The sequence below is a fragment of the Dactylosporangium sp. CS-033363 genome, from assembly GCF_050942475.1.
Classification (GTDB): domain Bacteria; phylum Actinomycetota; class Actinomycetes; order Mycobacteriales; family Micromonosporaceae; genus Dactylosporangium.
This window is the reverse complement of sequence record NZ_CP192032.1, coordinates 8,168,099-8,187,665: the sequence shown is the minus strand read 5'-3', so window position 1 is coordinate 8,187,665 and position 19,567 is coordinate 8,168,099. Positions and strand designations below refer to the sequence as shown.

Below are 19,567 nucleotides of genomic sequence, written 5' to 3'. Positions count from 1 at the left end.
GCCGTGCTGCCCAGAATCACCCCGTACCCGGTGCCGACCGACCTCGGCATCGCCCAGGCCCGCGTCGGCTGGCGCCCCGATCCGGCCCGCGCCGCGCTGCTCGTGCACGACATGCAGCACTATTTCCTGGCCCCGTTCGGCACCGCGGACCAGGTGCTGATCGGCCGGGTCGTGGACAACATCAACGGGCTGCGCAAGCACGCGGCCGAGCTCGGGATCCCGGTCGTGTTCTCGGCCCAGCCGGGCGGGCAGAGCCTGGCCGAGCGCGGGCTGCTGCAGGACTTCTGGGGCGACGGGCCGCCGCCGGACGAGCGCGCGCTCGCCATCGTCGACGCGCTCACCCCGGCCGCCGGCGAGCACCGCGTGACCAAGCGCCGCTACAGCGCCTTCGTCGGCACTCCGCTCGCCGAGCTGCTGGGCGGGCGGGACCAGCTGATCATCACCGGGGTGTACGCCCACATCGGGGTGCTCGCCACCGCGCTCGACGCGTTCATGCGCGACATCCAGCCGTTCGTGGTCGCCGACGCCGTCGCCGACTTCAGCCCCGCCCACCACCGTGACGCGCTGCGCCACGTGCGGGACCGCTGTGGCGTCGTGGCCACGGCGGCCGAGATCACCGGGGGACTGCAGTGAACGACGTGAAGGGCGAACCCATGGACGCAGGCGTGTACGACGTCGTCGGGATCGGCTTCGGGCCGTCCAACCTCGCGCTGGCGATCGCGATCGAGGAGTACAACAGCCGCCGCCCGGAACCCGAGCACATCCGCGCGGTGTTCGTGGAGCAGCAGGACACCTTCGGCTGGCACCGCGGGATGCTCTTCGAGGACGCCACCATGCAGGTGTCGTTCCTCAAGGACCTCGTGACCCTGCGCAACCCGGCCAGCGGCTACAGCTTCGTGTCCTACCTGCACGCCAAGGACCGGCTGGCCGACTTCATCAACTACAAGACGATGTACCCGCTGCGGGTCGAGTTCCACGACTACCTCGAATGGGCCGCGGACCGGGTGGGGGAGCCGGTGCTCTACGGGCACACCGTCACCGACGTCGTCCCGGCCGCCGGCGGCGCGCTGCTCGAAGTCGTCGCCGCGCACCGCGGGGGAGTGCTGCGGCTGCGGGCCCGCAACGTCGTCGTCGCGGTCGGCCTGGAGCCGAGCCTGCCGGCCGGGGTGGAGGCCGCCGAGCGGGTCTGGCACAACCTCGACATCCTGCACCGGGCCAAGCGCTTCGCGGTCGAGCGGCCCGAGCGGTTCCTCGTCGTCGGGGCCGGGCAGAGCGCGGCCGAGTCGGTGGCGTTCCTGCACGAGCGGTACCCGTCGGCCGAGGTCTGCTCGGTCTTCTTCCGCTACGGCTACAGCCCGGCCGACGACAGCAACTTCGCCAACCGCATCTTCGATCCGGAGGCCGTCGACCTCTACTTCGACGCGCCCGCCGACGTGAAGCGGATGCTGTTCGACTACCACCGCAACACCAACTACTCCGTCGTCGACGGCGACCTCATCGAGGACCTCTACCGTCGCTCGTACCGCGAGCAGGTCCTCGGCCGCCGCCGCTTGCGCATGCTCAACGCCTCGCGGCTGGCGGAGCTGCGGGCCCGGCCGGACGGCGTGACGGCGGTCGTGGAGCACCTGCCCTCCGGCGAGCTCCTGACCCTCGACGCCGACGCGATCGTCTACGCCACCGGCTACCGGCCGGTCGACGCGGCCCGCCTGCTCGGCGCGGCCGGGGCGCACTGCCTGCGCGACGAGGAGGGGCTGCTGCGGGTCGGCCGCGACTACCGCGTGCGGACCGGCGAGGCGCTGCGGGCCGGGGTCTACGTCCAGGGCGGCACCGAGCACGCGCATGGAATAACGTCGACGCTCTTGTCGGCGGTGGCGGTGCGGTCCGGGGAGATCGCGGCCTCGATCGGGGCGGCCGTGGCGGGCCGCGGGGACCGGGCGGGCGAGACCGTCCGGCCGCTTGTGGGCACGGCGCCGTAGCGGGCTCACGGGCGTCCCGGAACCGAACCTAGCAGCCGCAATCCGACCGCACCCGATGTTTGCCCGGATACAAGCGTGGGTAGCGCTCAGACCGCGTCCACAGTGGATTCGTCAGAGCAATAACGCCATAAATATGCGCACCTAAACCATCCGAAATGGGTGATCCTCGGGATGAAAGCCGGAGGAGAGGTGTGCCGGAGTGGCTGCATGCGATCGGATCGCGATGCGACGGGCCGTCCTGTTGGGTCTGTTCATCGTTGCCGGAATTGGATTCGTCCTGCTGGCCCTTGCTCATCGTGCGGAAGCTAGTCCCACCGCCGAAGCGAGCAAGGGCCCGGCGGCCGTGTCGACCAAGGCCCCGAAGGCGGTGAAACCCGCCGCGGCCAAGCCGGCCGCATCGAAGCCTGCGCCTGCGAAGGCCGCCGTGCCATCGAAGCCGGCCGCCACCAAGGCCGCGACGCCATCAACGCCGGCCGCTACGAAGGCCGCTGTGGCATCGAAGCCGGTCGCAACGAAGGCCGCCGTCGCAGCGAAGCCGGCCCCGGCGAAGAGCGCGGTGGCGACGCCGACGAAGAGCGCGGTGGCGACGCCGACGAAGGCCGTGAAGGCCAAGTCGCAGCCCGGCGGTCACATCGAGGCCGCGCCGAACCCGCCCACCGGGGCCGGCGCATCCGGCGGCGTCAATTCGATCGCCGTCTCCTGGCTCGGCTCGGTCGGCGGCGCCTCCGGATACACCGCCGTCGCTACCAAGGGATCGACGACCCTGCAGTGCACCTCGGTCCTGCTGGCATGCACCATCTCCAATGTCCCGGCCGGCTCGTGGGTCGTCACCATCACGGCCACCAGCTCCGGCGGCGTATCGACCCCGGCCGCGGCCGGCACGGTTACCGTCGTCGATCCGGCCAACCCGCCCGGCATGCCGACCGGCGTCTTCGCCACGTCCGGCAACACCCAGGCGGTCGTCAGCTGGACCGCGCCGGCCAACGTCGGGGCGGGCATCGCGTACTACGTGGTGACCACCGTCCTGAACAGCCAGACCTGCACCACATCGAGCACCTCGTGCACCGTCGGCGGCCTGACCCCCGGCGGCTCGTACTCGTTCAAGGTCACCGCGGTCGCGATCAACGGCGCCGGCAGCTCGCTCGCGAGCCTCGCCTCGCCGCTGGTCAACATCGGGCCGCCGAGCCCACCGCTCACCGTCGGCGCCGTGGCCCTGGCCAACTCGGCCGCCGTGTCCTGGCTCGGCCCGCTCAACGGCGGCGCCGGGGTCGACCACTACACGGTGACCGCGAGCCCGGGCGGGCAGACCTGCACCTCGCTGCTGCTCGGCTGCACCGTCACCGGATTGACGAGCGGCACCACCTACACGTTCTCGGTCGTCGCCAACGGCGTGGCCGGCACCGGCGACTCGACGGCGGCCGTCACCAACGCGGCGACCCCCGGCCCGCCCGGCGCACCGACGAACGTCACCGTCACCCCCGGCTTCCTGACGGCGACCATCAATTGGACGCCCCCGGCCTTCGCCGGCGCGGGCATCGACCACTACGTCGCCTACGCCAACCCGGGCCTGCTGCCCTGCGGCACCCTCACCGCCACCGACACCAGCTGCACGATGCTGAGCCTGCTGCCGGCCACCAGCTACACGGTGACCGTCGTCGCGGTCGGCGTCGGGCTGACCGGAACCTCGGTGCCCAGCCAGCCGTCGGCCGCGTTCACCGCCGGACCGCCCAGCGCGCCGACCGCCGTCACCGCGACGCCGGGCAGCAACGCGGCGACGGTGTCGTGGACCGCGCCGGCCACCCCGGGCGTCGGCGTCACCGGCTACACGGTGACCGCCTCCCCGGGCGGGGCCACCTGCGCGGCCCTCACCGGCACGTCGTGCACGGTGCCGCTGCTGACCGCCGGGCAGGCGTACACCTTCACGGTCGTCGCCAGCAGCAGCGCCGGGCCATCGCCGGCCAGCGATCCGTCCAACAGCGTCCGGCCTGGGCCGCCCGGACTTCCGACGGCCGTGACCGCGGTCGCGGCCGACAGTTCGGCGACGGTGTCGTGGACGGCCCCGGCCGCGACCGGCGCCGGCGTCGACCACTACACGGTCACCGCGGTGCCCGGCGGGGCGACCTGCACCACCACCGGCACCGGCTGCGTGGTGAGCGGGCTGACGAGCGGCGTGGGCTACGCCTTCACGGTCGTGGCCTACGGCGCGACCGGCACCGGCAACTCGCTGCCCAGCCTCGCCTCGAACATCGTGGTGCCCGGCCCGCCGGACGCGCCCACGCTCGTCACGGCCACGCCCGGCATCGGCGCGGCGACCGTGTCCTGGGTGCCGCCGCTGGTGCAGCGGGCCGGCGTCACCGGCTACCGGGTGACCGCCTCACCGGGCGGGGCGACCTGCACCACCAGCGGCACCACGTGCACCGTCACCGGGCTGGGCACCGGCATCGCGTACACCTTCTCGGCCGTCGCGATCGGCCCCGGCGGCACCTCCCCGGCGACCGCGACCGGCGCCACCACGAGCGTCGGGCCGCCCGGCGCGCCCCGCCAGGTGCAGGCCACCGCGCTCAACGGCGCGCTCAACGTGTCCTGGAACGCGCCGCTGCTCTCGACGAACCTCATCTCGGCGTACATCGCCACGGCCACGCCCGGCCTGCACGTGTGCATCACGGTCAACGCCGCGCAGCAGACGTGCACCATCACCGGCCTCGACGACGGGCAGCAGTACACCGTCTCGGTCGTCGCCCTCGGCCTCGGCGGGACCGGCTCCTCGCCGGCCAGCGACCCCAGCACCCCGGTCGTGCCCGGCGCCCCCGACGCGCCGACCGCGGTGACCGCCACCGCCGGGGCCCGCAGCGCCGCCGTGTCGTGGACCGCCCCGGCCGTCACCCGCGCCGGCGTGGACACCTACACCGTGACCGCGAGCCCCGGCGGCGCCACCTGCACCACGGTCACGACCACGTGCACCGTGACCGGGCTCGTCCCGGGCACCGCCTACACGTTCGGCGTCGTGGCCACCGGCCCCGGCGGCGCCTCCGACCCGGCGAGCACCACGACGCCGGTCAAGCCCGGCCCGCCCGGCGTGCCGACCGGCGCCTCCGCGGCGGCCGGCCAGGGCACGGTGACGGTGACGTGGACGGCCCCGGCCAACCCGGGCGGCGGCATCCTGCGCTACACCGTGACCGCCCTGCCCGGCGGCGCGACCTGCACGAGCACGACCACCAGCTGCACCTTCACGGGCCTCGTGGACGGCATCGGCTACACGTTCACCATCGTGGCCAACGGCGTGGCCGGCACCGGCGACTCCGCCGCGAGCACGCCGACGTCGCTGGTCGCCCCGGGCGCGCCCGACCCGCCGACGCTCGTGGTCGCCGTGGCCGGCAACGCCTCGGCGAACGTCTCCTGGGTCGCGCCGCTCACCACCCGCGGCGGCCTGAGCGGCTACACGGTGACCGCGTCGCCGGGCGGGGCCACCTGCACCACGGCGACCACCGCCTGCACGGTCAGCGGCCTGACCGGCGGTACCGCGTACACGTTCACGGTCACCGCCAACGGCCCCGGCGGCACGTCGACGGGCACCACCACGTCCGCGGTCACCCCCGGCCCGCCCGGGGCGCCGACCGCCGTCACCGCCACCGCCGCCGGCACCGCCGCGACCGTGTCGTGGACCGCGCCGGTCAACCGGGGCGCGGGCATCTCCACCTACACGGTGACCGCCGGCCCCGGCGGGGCCACCTGCACCACGGCGACCACCTCCTGCACCGTCAGCGGGCTCACCGGCGGCACCGGCTACACGTTCACGGTCGTGGCCAACGGCATCGCGAGCACCGGCTCCTCGCCGGCCAGCACCCCGTCGGGCCCGTCCACGCCGGGCGCCCCCGACGCCCCGACCGGCGTCAGCGCGACCCCCGGGGCCGGCATCGCCGCCGTGTCCTGGACCGCGCCCGCCGTCACCCGGGCCGGTCTCACCAACTACACGGTCACCGCGTCGCCGGGCGGGGCCACCTGCACGACGGCCACCACCGGCTGCACCGTCGCGGGCCTCGGCAGCGGCACCGCCTACACGTTCACCGTCGTCGCCAACGGCCCCGGCGGCTCGTCCACCGGCGCCGCCTCGGCCGCGGTGACGCCCGGCCCGCCCGGCGCCCCGACGGGCGTCACGGCCACCGGCGGCAACGGCACCCTGGCCGTGGCCTGGACCGCGCCGAACAACGACGGGGCCGGCATCGACCACTACGTCGCCACCGCCTCCCCGGGCGGGGCCACCTGCACCAGCAGCGGCACCGCGTGCACCATCACCGGGCTGACCGGCGGGGTGACCTACACCGTCGGCGTCGTCGCGGTCGGCACCGGCAACACCGGCGCGTCGAGCGCGGGGTACGCCGGACCGTCCACGCCCGGCGCCCCCGACGCGCCGACCCTCGTGGTCGCCGTGGCCGGCAACGCGGGCGTCAGCGTCTCCTGGGTCGCCCCGCTCATCACCCGGGCCGGCGTCACGGACTACGCGGTGACCGCCTCGCCGGGCGGCGCCACCTGCACCAGCAGCGGCCTGTCCTGCACCGTGCCCGGCCTGACCGGCGGCACCGCGTACACGTTCACGGTCGTGGCCAACGGACCCGGCGGCACCTCGCCCGGCACCACCACGACCGCGGTCACGCCCGGGCCGCCCGCCCCGCCGACCGGCGTCACGGTGACCGGCGGCAACACCACCGCGACCGTGTCCTGGACCGCGCCGGCGAACACCGGCGCCGGGCTGGCCGGCTACACGGTGACCGCCACGCCCGGCGGGGCCTCCTGCGTCGCCACCACCATCATCCGCACCTGCGTCCTCACCGGCCTCACCAACGGCACCGCCTACCAGGTGAGCGTGGTGGCCAACGGCGTGGGCCTGACCGGCGACTCGATCGCCAGCGTCGCGGCGAACGTCCAGCCCGGCCCGCCGGACGCCCCGACCGCGGTCACCGCGACCGCGGGCAGCGGCGCCGCCACCGTCTCCTGGACCGCACCCGCCACCGCGCGGGCCGGCGTCAGCTCCTACGCGGTGACCGCCTCGCCGGGCGGGGCCACCTGCACCACGGCCACCACCACGTGCTCGGTTCCCGGGCTCTCCAGCGGTACCGCCTACACGTTCACCGTCGTCGCCACCGGCCCCGGCGGCACCTCGCCGGCCAGCGCGCCGTCGCCGTCGATGGTCCCCGGCCCGCCGGGCGCCCCGACCGGCGTCACGGTGGCGAGCGGCAACGGCAGCGCCACGGTGTCGTGGACCGCCCCGACCAACGCGGGCGCGGGCATCGCCGGCTACACGGTGACCGCCTCGCCCGGCGGCGCCACCTGCACCACCACCGGTCTGTCCTGCACCGTGAGCGGCCTGGGCAACGGCATCGCGTACACCTTCGCGGTGGTGGCCAACGGCACCGGCGCGTCCGGCACTTCGGCCGCGGGCACCAGCGGCGCCGCCGTGAGCGGCCCGCCGGACGCCCCGACGCTCGTCGTGGCCACGCCAGGCAACGGCGCCGCCACCGTCTCCTGGGCCGCCCCGCTCATCACCCGGGCCGGCGTCACGGGCTACACGGTGACCGCCTCGCCCGGCGGCGCGACCTGCACCACGAGCACCACCAGCTGCACCGTGAGCGGGCTGACGCCCGGCGCCGCCTACACGTTCGGCGTCGTCGCGAACGGCCCCGGCGGCTCCTCGCCGGCCGGCGGCCCGTCGAACCAGGTGCACTCCGGCCCGCCCGGCGCGCCGACCGCGGTCACCGCGACGGCCGGCAGCGGCAGCGCCGTGGTCGCGTGGACCGCCCCGACGAGCACCGGCGCGGGCATCGCGGGCTACACGGCGACCGCCTCGCCCGGCGGCGCCAGCTGCTCCACGCTGCTGCTGCTCACCTGCACGGTGAACGGGCTGACCGACGGTACGGCGTACACGTTCACCGTCACCGCCAACGGCGTCGGCAGCACCGGCACGTCCCCGGCGAGCGACCCGTCCCCGGCCGTCACCCCGGGCGCGCCCGGCGCGGCCGGCACCGTGACCGCGGTCGGCGGCTCCCGCTCGGCCGTCGTGTCGTGGACCGCGCCCACCGACGCGCGGGCCGGCGTCACCGGCTACGTCGTCACGGCCAGCCCGGGCGGGGCCACGTGCACCACCACCGGTCTGTCCTGCACCGTGACCGGCCTGACCGGCGGCACCGCCTACACGTTCACCGTCACGGCCACCGGCCCCGGCGGCAACGGCACCGCGAGCGCGCCGAGCAACCAGGTGACCGCCGGGCCGCCCGGCGCGCCGACCGGCGTCTCGGTCACGCCCTCGGGCGGTACCGACGCGATCATCGCCTGGACCGCGCCCACGAACACCGGGGCCGGCATCGACCACTACGCGGTGACCGCGCTGCCCGGCGGGGCCACCTGCGCCACGGTCGACGCGACCACCACGACCTGCACCGTCACCGGGCTGACGGCGACCGTCGGCTACCTGTTCACGGTCGTCGCGGTCGGGTCCGACGGCACCGGCGACTCGCTGCCCAGCGCGACCGCCGCCCTGGCCCCGGCGAACGCGCCCGACCCGCCGTCGGCCGTGAACGCGGTGGCCGGCGACCACACCGCCACCGTGTCGTGGACCGCCCCGGCGGTCGTGCGGGGCGGCGTGACCGGCTACACCGTGACGGCTTCGCCCGGCGGCGCCTCGTGCGCCACGCTGTCGCCGTCGGACACCTCCTGCACCGTGCTCGGGCTCACCCCCGGCACCGACTACACGTTCACCGTCGTGGCCAACGGCAGCCTCGCCAACTCGCCGGCGAGCGACGCCTCGGCCGCGGTCGCGCCCGGCCCGCCCAGCCGTCCCGGCGGCGTCACCGTCGCGGCCGGCAGCGGCCAGGCCGCCGTGTCGTGGACCGTCCCGGGCAACGTCGGGGCCGGCATCGACCACTACACGGCGACGGCGTACCCGGGCGGCGCGTCCTGCAGCGTCAGCAACGCGACCGCGTGCACCATCACCGGGCTGACCGACGGGGTGCCGTACACCTTCTCGGTCATCGCCCACGGCGTCACCGGCACCGGCTCCTCCACCGCCAGCACCCCGGTCGCCGGGGTCACCGGCGCCCCGGACGCGCCGACCGCGGTGACGGCCACGGCCGGCGACCGCTCGGCCGCCGTGTCCTGGACCGCGCCGACCGGCACCGGCGCCGGGATCACCGGCTACACGGTGACCGCCGCGCCCGGCGGGGCCTTCTGCGTCACCCTGTCGCCGTCGGACACGACGTGCACCGTCCTCGGGCTGACCCCCGGCACCGCCTACACGTTCACCGTCGTGGCGAACGGGCCCGGCGGGGCGTCGCCGGCCAGCGCCGCCTCCGCTCCGGTGACCGCGGGCCCGCCGTCAGCGCCGGGCGCCGTCACGGCGACCGGCGGCGACGGCACGGCCACGGTCTCGTGGACCGCGTCGGCGGGCGCCGGCGGGGCGGTGGACCACTACGTGGTGACCGCGCTGCCGGGCGGGGAGACCTGCTCGACCAGCGCCACCACGTGCGTCGTGCACAACCTGACCAACGGGGTGCCGTACACCTTCGTGGTCACCGCCGCCGGCCCGTCCGGCACCGGCTCGTCGCTGCCGACCCTGCCCAGCCCGGTCGTCGTGCCGGGCGCGCCGGACGCGGTCACCGGCGTCAGCGTGGCCGCGGGCAACGGCAGCGTCACCGTCGCGTGGCAGCCGCCGGGCATCCTGCGCGCCGGCGTCACCGGCTACCTCGTGGTGGCCTCGCCGGGCGGCGGGACCTGCACCACCACCGGCACCTCGTGCGTCATCGCCGGGCTGAGCCCCGGGCAGGGGTACACGTTCACCGTGAAGGCCACCGGCCCCGGCGGCGACGCCCCGGTCAGCGCGCCGACCACCAGCGTCGAGGTCGGGCCCCCGGACGCGCCGACCTCGGTCACGGCCACGGCCGGCCCGGGCACCGCCACGGTGACCTGGACCGCCCCGGTCAACGACGGCGCCGGCATCGACCACTACCTGGTCACCGCCGCACCCGGCGGCGCGGTCTGCATCGCGCTCGACGCCTCCGGCTGCACCGTCACCGGCCTCAACGGCGCCACCGGCTACACGTTCACCGTGGTCTCGGTCGGCGTGGGCAACACCGGCATCTCGGCCGGGGCCGTGACCGGCGGGGCGATCAACCCCGGCCCGCCCGCCACGCCCGGCGCCGCGACCGCCGTGGCCGGCAACTCGAGCGCCACGGTCACCTGGACCGCGCCCACCGGCGGCGCCCCGGTCGACCACTACGTCGTCGCGGCCACCCCCGGCTCCGCCGGCTGCACCGTCAGCGCGCTCACCTGCACCGTCACCGGGCTCACGCCCGGCACCTCCTACACGTTCACGGTCACCGCGGTCGGGGCCGGCGCGGTCGGCTCGTCGGCGCCCTCGGCGGTGTCCAACGCGGTCCTGCCCGGGCCGCCGCCCCCGCCGACCGCGGTCCTGGCGACCGCCGGCGGCGGCTCGGCCGTGGTGTCCTGGACGCCGCCGGCGGGCGGGGCGACCGTCGACCACTACGTCGTGACGGCCGCGCCCGGCGGGGCGACCTGCACCACCAGCGTCACCCAGTGCACGATCACCGGGCTGACCAACGGCACCGCCTACACGTTCAGCGTGGTCGCGGTGGGCGCGGGCAACACCGGCACCTCGGACCCGGCGGCCACGTCCGGCTCCTCGGTGCCCGGCCCGCCCGGGCCGCCGACCGCGGTCGTGGCCACGCCCGGCAGCGGTTCGGCCACCGTCACCTGGGTCGCCCCGGCGCTGACCGGCGCGGGCGTGAACCGCTACACGGTCACCGCCTCCCCGGGCGGGGCCACCTGCACCGCCACGACCGGCACGAGCTGCACGGTGACCGGCCTGACCGGCGGCACCAGCTACACGTTCACCGTCGTGGCCAACGGGCTCAGCGGCGACTCGGCCGCGAGCGCCCCGTCGGTCGCCGTGATCGCCGGCCCGCCCGGCGCGCCCACGGACGTCACCGCGGTCGTCGGCGACGGCACGGCCGACGTGTCCTGGACCGCGCCGGCGAACCAGGGTGCGGGGATCGCGCAGTACACGGCGACCGCCTCGCCCGGCGGGCAGACCTGCACCAGCGTCGGCTCCAGCTGCACCATCACCGGCCTGAGCAACGGCACGGCGTACACCTTCTCGGTGGTCGCCAGTGGTGTGCCCGGCACCGGCGACTCGGCCCCGGGCACGAGCGGCACCGCGCTGGTGGCCGGCCCGCCCGGCGCGCCGACGGGCGCGACCGCGCTGCCCGGCCAGACCGACGCCGCGGTGAGCTGGACCGCGCCGACCGGCGGGGGCACCGTCACCGGCTACACCGTCACCGCGGCGCCGGACGGGGCGACCTGCACCACCACCGCGACCACGTGCACGGTGACCGGGCTGACGTCCGGCACCGCGTACACCTTCACGGTCGTGGCCAACGGCGGCGGCGGCGCCTCGGCCGGGGCGGTCACCGACCCGGTCACGCCCGGCCCGCCGGCCGCCCCGGACAACGTGACGGCCGTCGTCGGCAACGGCGAGGCGAACGTCTCCTGGACCCCGCCGTCGACCTTCCGGGCCGGGGTGGCCCGCTACCGCGCGGTCGCCTACCCGGGCGGCTCGGCCTGCGAGACCGCGGCCACCAGCTGCGTGGTCGACGGCCTGGACAACGGGGTGGACTACAGCTTCTCGGTCTGGGCGATCGGCCCGGGCGGCGCCTCCGACGCGAGCGTGCCCTCCTCAGCGGTCACGCCGAGCGCCGGCCTGCCCGGCGCGCCCTCGGACGTGACCGCGGCACCGGCCGCCGGGTCCGGCACCGCGGTCGTGAGCTGGACCGAGCCGCTCGTCACCGGCGACGGCATCACCGCCTACACGGTCACGGCCAGCCCGGGCGGGGCGACCTGCACCGCCACCGGTGCCGCCACGACCTCGTGCACCGTCTCCGGGCTGTCCGACGGTACGGCGTACACCTTCGTCGCCATCGCCACCGGCCCGGGCGGGCAGTCCGTGCCGAGCACCCCGTCGCCGCAGGTGATCACCGGACCGCCGGCGGCCCCGGCCACGGCGACCGCGACGCCGGGCGACGGCCTGGTCGCGGTCAGCTGGACCCCGGGCACCACGCCGACCGGCGGCGCGGCGACCACCGGCTACACCGCCACGGCCCTGCCGGGAATGGCCACCTGCACCACGACCGGCGCCACGCACTGCACGATCACCGGGCTGACCAACGGCGTCCCGTACACCGTGACGGTCGTCGCCACCGGCCCGTCCGGCCGCTCGGCGCCGACCGCGGCCGCCCCGGCGGTCCCCGGCGCGCCGCGCACTCCGGCGGGCGCCACCGCGGTCGCGTCCGCGTTCGGCGCGACGGTGTCGTGGCAGGCGGCGGCCGGCGCGAGCGCGGTCACGCACTACACGGTGACCGCGGTGCCGGGCGGGCAGAGCTGCACCAGCACCGGTACCAGCTGCACGATCACCGGCCTCAACCCGGGCGATCCGGTGACGTTCAGCGTCGTGGCCATCGGACCCGGCGGGTCCTCGGTCCCGGCCAGCACCGGGCCGGTCGTGCCCGGGCCGCCGACCACGCCGGCCACCGTGACCGCCTCGCCGGGCAACGGCGCGGCCACGGTCACCTGGGACATGCCGGCGAGCACCGGCGGCGGGCTGGACGTCTTCACCGTCACCGCCTCGCCGGGCGGCGCGGTCTGCACCACCAGCGGGCTCAGCTGCACCGTCACCGGCCTGACCAACGGCCAGCCGTACACGTTCACGGTCGTCGCTCACGGCTCCGGCGCCACCGGCTCGTCGCCGTCCAGCGACCCGTCCAGCGCGGTCACGCCGCGTTCCGACCTGCCCGGCCCGCCCGGCGCGGTCACCGTGGCGCCCGGCAACGGCTCGGCCACGGTCAGCTGGACGCCGCCGACCGTGACCGGCGGGGGAGTCGACCACTACGAGGTGGTCTCCGACGACGGGCAGACCTGCGCCACCACCGGCACCTCGTGCACGGTGACCGGGCTGACCAACGGCCGGACGTACCACTTCGTGGTCCGCGCGATCAGCTCGGTCAACCCGGGCGTGCCCGGCGCCGGGGCGGTCAGCCAGCCCGTCGTGCCGGTCGCGACCACGCCGGGTGTGCCGACGGCGGTCACGGCCGAGGGCGGCAGCGGCTCGGCGCGGGTCTCCTGGACCGCGCCCACGAGCGGGCCCGCGGTGACCGGCTACACGGTCACGGCCGCACCCGGCGGGCTGACCTGCACCGCCACCGGCACCACCACGTGCGTGGTGACCGGGCTGACCAACGGGGTGGCGTACACGTTCACCGTGGTCGCCCAGTCGGCCGGCGGCGACTCCGCCGCGAGCACCGCGTCCAACACGGTGATCCCGGCGCCGCCGTACGACCCGAGCGGCATCGTCCCGGCCAGCCCGGTCGGGGTGACCGCGGTGCCGGGGACCGCCCAGGCGACGGTGAGCTGGACGGCGGGCACCGGCGGACCGGCCGTCACCGGCTACAAGGTGACCGCGGTGCCGGGCGGGCAGTCCTGCACGACGACGGGAGCCACCACGTGCACCGTCACCGGGCTGACCGACGGCCTCGCGTACACGTTCACCGTGGTCGCGCAGGGCACGCAGGCCGACTCGGTGCCGAGCGCGCCGAGCACGGCGGTGTACCCGAGCACCCCGCCCGGCTCGCCGCAGAGCGTGACCGTGCACCCCCGCTACAGCGGGCTGATCGTGCGCTGGAGCCTGCCCGCCAGCGCGGGCACCGGCATCAGCCACTTCACCGCCTGGTCGCACACCGGCAACGGCCGCTGCGTGACGACCTCGCCGACGGCGACGCAGTGCACGATGTTCCTGCCGATCGGCAGCGACTACAACGTCGACGTGGTCGCCAACGGCCTGCACGGCCGCGACTCCGACTCGGTGCCGGCCACGCTCGCCGGCCGGCCGACGTTCCCGCCGCTGCCGACCTGGCCGCCGGACCGCAACCAGGCCGGGCAGCTGGTCAGCAACCTGGGCGTCAACGACGTCACGATGCGCGCCGGGGAGCCGATCACGCTGACGGCGTCGGGCTTCGCGCCGAACTCGTCGGTCCGTTTCGGGGCGTACGTCACCAGCGGCGAGGCCGATCAGCACCCGATCGACTCGGCGGACGTGCACAAGCGCGCCGACCTCGGGACCAGCACCCCGCCCACCGTCCAGGTGGTCGTGCTGGGCACGCTGACGGTGGACACCGACGGCTCGGTCGACCTGCCGACCGCGGCGCCGTCGACGCTCGGCGACGACCTCGACTTCGTGGCCCAGGGCGTGGCCCCGGACGGCTCGATCCGCACCCTGGTGCTCGACACCACCCCGCTCGGCGGGACCACGCCGACGACGCCCACCACCCCGGTCACGACGCCGGTGCAGACGCCGGTGCAGACCCCGGTCCGGCACGGGACGGGCAGCACGTCGTCCGGCACGCTGGCCACGACCGGCGACCCGGTCGCCTCGATGGCCCTGGGCGGCGTCCTGCTCCTGCTGCTCGGCGGGCTGGCCTGCCTGGCCGGCCGGCGCCGGCGGCGCTCGGATGAGCCGGAGCGGGTCGAGGTCGTCGTCCCGGCCCCCCGGCCCACGGCCTTGAGCCGGCCGGTCGCGCTCGCCGCGCCGGCCGCCCCGATGGGCGTCGCGGTGCTGGTGCGGGTCAGGTCCCGTCGATCACGAACCGGCCCTTGCCGCCCGTCTTCGCCGCGTACATCGCGGTGTCGGCCCGGCGCAGGATGTCGTCCACGCCGGCCGCGGCCCCGCTGAGCGCGACCCCGACGCTGGCCGAGACCGGCAGGTCGGACGCCTGAGCGGGGACCCCGTCGACCGGCTCGAGCGGCCGCTCCACCGCGGCGATGATCCGCCGGGCCGCCACGGCCACGTCGGCCGGGGCGGCCAGCAGCTCGACCAGCACGGCGAACTCGTCGCCGCCGAGGCGGGCCACGGTGTCGGCGGAGCGGGTGGCGCGGCGCAGGCGCTCGGCGACCTGGCGCAGCACGGCGTCGCCGGCGTTGTGCCCGAGGCGGTCGTTGACCGGCTTGAAGCCGTCGAGGTCGACGAAGAGCACAGCGAAGGTCTGCCCGGCCCGCTGGTGGGTGTCGAAGGCGTGCTCGACCCGCTCGCAGAACAGCGTCCGGTTGGCCAGCCCGGTGAGCGGGTCGTGCAGGGCCAGGTGGCGCAGCTCGGCCTCGCGGGCGCGCAGGGCGCTCTCGGTCTCCTCGCGGCGGGCGATGTCCGCGCGCAGCGCCAGGGTGGCCGCGGCGACCTGGCTCACCGCGCGGTCCCGGGCCCCGACCAGGGTGCCGACCAGGACGGCCAGCAGCGCGGTGACGACCAGCCCACCGGTGAGCGTGAGCGCGGTCATCCGCCGGTCGGTGGCCGACAGCAGCCGGTCGGTCGGGACGAGCGAGAGCTGCCACGTGCGCTGCCCGATCTCGAGCACCCGGTCGCGGTCGAGCTCGCGGCCGCCCGCGCGGGGCGTGCCCGAGGGCGCGGTGGCGATCACGCGGCGGACGTTGCCGTCGTGCTCGGTGAGGGTCAGCTGCACCGCGCCCCGGGCCTCGGCGCGCAGGGTGTCGGTCATGAAGTCGGTACCGCGCATCGCCAGCACCACCCACCCGCGGAACGCCCGGGGGTCCCAGCCGCCGTCCCGGTAGCCGAAGACCGGCTGGGCGAGCATGACCGAGCGCTGCTGGTCGGCCGCCGCCAGCCCGCGGTCGCGCAGCAGCACGTAGCTGCGCGAGATGGTGAAGGCGGCCGAGTCACGGGCGATGCGCAGCGCCTCGGCCGGCTCGGCGGCCTGGTCGATGTCCACCCCGAGCACGCCGGTCCGCCCGTCGAACGTCCGCTCCAGCACGGCGAACGCGTGCTCGGTGCCGCTCGCCGGGGTCATCGGCGCCAGGGTCAGCCCGCTCACCCCGCGCCCGCGCCACTCGTCCTGCAGTGCGGCGATCCCGTCGCCGGCGGCCGGGGCGACGAACGCGACCCCCGCCGCGGCCGGCAGCCGCTGCCGGTTCAGCCCGGAGGTGAGCGCGGCGAAGTCGGCCGCGGACAGGTCGGACTGGGCGCCGAGGGCGGTGGCGAGGTCGGCCAGGGTGTTCTGGTACGCCCCGACCTCGTCCACGACCGCGCCGGTCGCGTCGGCGGTGTAGCGGTCCATCATCTCCCCGCCGTAGCGGCTCTCGCCCTGGCGCACGAGCACCGCCGCCACCACCGACAACCCGCCCCCGATGGCCATCACCAGCGCCACGACCACCACATTGAGCATCCGACGCCGCTCCTCGGGCGCCGCTCGCGTCGAACCCCGCATACCCAGTGCATCGGCGCGCGGCACCCCCGGTTGCAAGGTTGCGGATCGCCGGGTGTGCGCGGTGCGGTTCGTCCTACTGTCGGCGCATGTGGGTGAGCCCGGTCGCCAACCGCCGCGTCGGGACGAAGATCCTGCTCGCCGTGCTCGTGGTGGCGCTGTTCAGCCTGGGCGACGGCATCACCGCCCTCGCCAGCCTCGGCATGATGAACGACCAGGTCGGCAAGCTCAGCGGCTACAGCCGGCAGCTGCAGGCCACCGGCGGCCTGCGGGACCTGGTCACCCAGGCCCTGGTCGCGGTCGACGAGCACGTGCTCGCCGAGGACGCCGCCGCCCGGGCGGCCGCGCGCAGGAGCATCGACGGGCTCGACGCGCGGGTGGACGCGGCGGCCACGGCCGTGCGCGGGCTCGGGCTCGACACGGCCCAGGGCGGTGCGCTGGACGACTTCGGCACCGGCTGGCAGCGGTACCTCGACACCGTCAACGGCACGCTGCTGCCCGCCGACGACCGGGGCGACCGTACCGCCGCCCAGCGGGCCCGAGCGACCGCGAGCGGGCTCGCCGCCACGGTGCAGGCCGCGCTCGCCGCGCTGGAGACGGCCACGGTCGCGCGGGCGGACGGCGAGGACACCTACGCCGAGGACCGCTACCACGGCACCCAGCGCGAGGTGGCCGTCATGCTCGCGGTCAGCTTCGTGCTCGGCGTCGGCCTGGCCATCGGCATCAGCCTGCTCATCACCCGGCCGCTGCGGGCGTGCGTGGCCGCGCTGGCCCGCATCGGCGGCGGCGACCTCACGGCCCGCGCCGAGGTGCGCCACCGCGACGAGATCGGCCAGGTCGCGGCCGCGCTCAACGGCACCGCCGCCGCCGTGGGCGAGATGGTCCGCCGGGTCGGGGCCGCCTCCGACCAGGTCGCGGCCGCGTCCGAGGAGCTCTCGACGGTCTCCGGCCACCTCGCCGCGGCCGCCGAGGGGACCAGCGCCCAGATCGGCGCCGTCGCCGACGGCGCCGGGGACGTGTCGCACCACGTGCGGGCGGTCGCGGCCGCGACGGACGAGATGACCGCGGCCATCCGGGAGATCGCCGGCAACGCGGCCGAGGCGGCCGGGGTCGCCTCCGGGGCCGCGCAGACCGCGCAGCGGACCAACGACGGCGTGGCCCGCCTCGGGGCCGCCTCGGACCGGATCACCTCGGTCGTCGCGCTCATCACGCAGATCGCCGAGCAGACCAACCTCCTCGCGCTCAACGCCACCATCGAGGCGGCCCGGGCCGGCGACGCGGGCAAGGGCTTCGCGATCGTGGCGAGCGAGGTCAAGGACCTGGCCCGGGAGACCGCCCGCGCGACCGGGCAGATCGCCGGCCAGGTCGCGTCGATCCAGCAGGAGACGACCGGCACCGTGCGGGCCATCGGCGAGATCGCCGCGGTGATCGGCACCATCGACGGCTTCACGGCCACGATCGCCTCGGCGGTGGAGGAGCAGACCGCCGTCACCGGCGAGATCGCGCGCCGGGTGGGGCGGGCCGCGGACGGCTCGGCCGGGATCGCCGGCACCGTCGAGGGGGTGGCCGAGAGCTCCGCCATGGTGAGCGTCGGCGCCACACAGACCCGGGCGACCGCGGCCGAGCTGGCCCGGATGGCGGCCGAGCTGCGCCGGACGGTCGGCGCCTACAACGTCTGATGCCGGGTACCTCCGAGCGGATGAACGGCGTCGGGTTCCTGGCGATCGTCATCGGCTCGGTCGCCGTCTCCGCCGCGGCGAACCGGCGCGGGTGGCCCGGGCCGCTGGTGGTCGTGGTCGTCGCCTCCGCGGTGTCGCTGCTGCCGGGGCTGCCGCGGATGGAACTGCCGCCGGAGCTCATTCTGGCGTTCGTGCTGCCGCCGCTGCTGTACTCCGCGGCGCTCGAACTGTCCTTCGTCAGCTTCCGCCGCGACCTGTTACCCATCGCCGCCCTCGGGGTCGGGCTGGTGGTCTTCTCGGCGACGGCGGTGGGCCTGGTGGCCTGGTGGCTGCTGCCGGCCCTGACCGTGGGCGGCGCGTTCGTGCTCGGCGCCGTGCTCGCCCCGTCGGACGCGGTCGCCGCGGTGGCGCTGGGCCGCCGGCTGGGGATGCCGCACCGGGTGATGACCATCCTGACCGGGGAGAGCCTGGTCAACGACGCCGTGGCGCTGGTGGCGTTCGAGCTCGCCGTCGCCGCGTACACCGGCTATCAGCCCTTCATCGACCGCCCCGTCCCGCTGGCCCTCTACAGCGTCCTGGTCGGCGTCGGGGTCGGCTTGATCACCGCGATGGTCGTGCACCAGATCCGCCCCCGGCTGCACGACCCGGCCCTGGAGACCGTCTTCGGCGCGGTGGTGCCGTTCGTGGCGTACCTGGCCGCCAGCGAGCTGCACGCGTCCGGCGTCCTGGCCGTCGTCGCGGCCGGGTTCTGGATCGGCCACCACAGCGCCGACGCCGCCTTCGCCACCCGGCTGCAGAGCCGGCAGGTCTGGCACACCGTGGACCTCGTCCTGGAGGCGTTCGTCTTCGCCTACATGGGCCTGCAGGTGAGCGTCATCCTGCAGGACGCGACCCTGGAGGGCACCGGCCCGCTCCAGCTGCTGCTCGGCGTCACCGTGGTACTCCTCGTGGTCCTCGTCGCCCGCCCCCTCTGGATCTTCGCCCTGCTGTCGCTCAACCCCAGCCGCCTGCCGAGGCGCTACGGCGTCGTGCTCTCGTGGGCCGGCATGCGCGGCGTGGTCACCCTGGCCGCGGCGGCGGCGATCCCGGCCACGACGATCAGCGGCGTACCGGCCCCGGACCGCAACATGATCCAGGCGATCGCGCTGTCCGTGGCCGTGCTGACCATCCTCGTCCAGGGCTCCACCCTGCAGCCGCTGATCCGCTTCCTGCACATCTCCGACGCCGCCGACCGCCGCCGCGCCGAGGCCGACCTGGCCCGGGCCCTGCGCGTGGCCCGCCGCGCCGCCCACGACTACACCGCCCGCGCCACCACCAACGGCGAGGAGGCGGTCACCATGGCCCTGATCGAACACCGCATCGCCCACGTCCTGAACGCCTCCTCGCACGCCCAGCAACCGGAGCAGCACGACCACGAACTGGTCCAGGCGATCCTGGCCCACCAGCGCCGGGCCCTGATCCGCGAGCGCGACGCCGGCCGCCTGGACGACGAGGTCCTCCGCGCCGTCCTGCAACAGCTCGACTACGAGGAGGCGGCCGCCTCGACCGACCTGCGCACCCGCCTGTAGCCCACCGTCCGCGCCCG

Annotated in this window: 7 protein-coding genes; 5 read left to right on the top strand and 2 right to left on the bottom strand. The window is 76.0% G+C overall.

What is annotated here, in order from left to right; genetic code table 11:
* The first annotated feature begins 3 nt into the window (after positions 1-3).
* Complete coding sequence (locus ACQPZ4_RS37845; RefSeq protein ID WP_433046998.1) at positions 4-633, top strand: isochorismatase family protein; 630 nt, start codon at positions 4-6, stop codon at positions 631-633.
* A 20-nt stretch (positions 634-653) separates the two neighbouring features.
* Positions 654-1,976 (top strand): lysine N(6)-hydroxylase/L-ornithine N(5)-oxygenase family protein, encoded by a 1,323-nt coding sequence (locus ACQPZ4_RS37840; protein ID WP_433046995.1) that lies wholly within the window; start codon positions 654-656, stop codon positions 1,974-1,976.
* A 291-nt stretch (positions 1,977-2,267) separates the two neighbouring features.
* Here ACQPZ4_RS37840 and ACQPZ4_RS37835 read toward each other — a convergent pair whose 3' ends face one another.
* Positions 2,268-2,588: a hypothetical protein gene (locus ACQPZ4_RS37835; protein ID WP_433046992.1), complete on the bottom strand. Its 321-nt coding sequence runs from the start codon at positions 2,586-2,588 to the stop codon at positions 2,268-2,270.
* Here ACQPZ4_RS37835 and ACQPZ4_RS37830 point away from each other — a divergent pair.
* On the top strand, positions 2,557-14,763 hold the full coding sequence (locus ACQPZ4_RS37830; protein WP_433046989.1) for a fibronectin type III domain-containing protein: 12,207 nt from the start codon (positions 2,557-2,559) through the stop codon (positions 14,761-14,763). The two genes, ACQPZ4_RS37835 and ACQPZ4_RS37830, sit on opposite strands and share 32 nt — an antisense overlap.
* Here the strand turns inward: ACQPZ4_RS37830 and ACQPZ4_RS37825 are convergent.
* Complete coding sequence (locus tag ACQPZ4_RS37825) at positions 14,657-16,264, bottom strand: diguanylate cyclase domain-containing protein (RefSeq protein ID WP_433046986.1); 1,608 nt, start codon at positions 16,262-16,264, stop codon at positions 14,657-14,659. The two genes, ACQPZ4_RS37830 and ACQPZ4_RS37825, sit on opposite strands and share 107 nt — an antisense overlap.
* A 128-nt stretch (positions 16,265-16,392) precedes the next feature.
* On the opposite strand from ACQPZ4_RS37825, the gene ACQPZ4_RS37820 reads away from it, so the two are divergent.
* Positions 16,393-17,982: a methyl-accepting chemotaxis protein gene (locus tag ACQPZ4_RS37820; RefSeq protein ID WP_433046983.1), complete on the top strand. Its 1,590-nt coding sequence runs from the start codon at positions 16,393-16,395 to the stop codon at positions 17,980-17,982.
* A complete protein-coding gene (locus ACQPZ4_RS37815; RefSeq protein ID WP_433046980.1) occupies positions 17,982-19,550 on the top strand; it encodes a cation:proton antiporter in 1,569 nt (522 codons plus the stop codon). The genes ACQPZ4_RS37820 and ACQPZ4_RS37815 overlap by 1 nt, the downstream gene beginning before the upstream one ends.
* Positions 19,551-19,567 lie beyond the last annotated feature (17 nt).

Bases quoted from the DNA above. Each gene is read 5' to 3' on its own strand.
- ACQPZ4_RS37840 (WP_433046995.1), top strand. From the start codon at position 654: ATGGACGCAGGCGTGTACGACGTCGTCGGGATCGGCTTCGGGCCGTCC.
- ACQPZ4_RS37825 (WP_433046986.1), bottom strand. From the start codon at position 16,264: ATGCTCAATGTGGTGGTCGTGGCGCTGGTGATGGCCATCGGGGGCGGG.
- ACQPZ4_RS37820 (WP_433046983.1), top strand. From the start codon at position 16,393: ATGTGGGTGAGCCCGGTCGCCAACCGCCGCGTCGGGACGAAGATCCTG.
- ACQPZ4_RS37815 (WP_433046980.1), top strand. From the start codon at position 17,982: ATGCCGGGTACCTCCGAGCGGATGAACGGCGTCGGGTTCCTGGCGATC.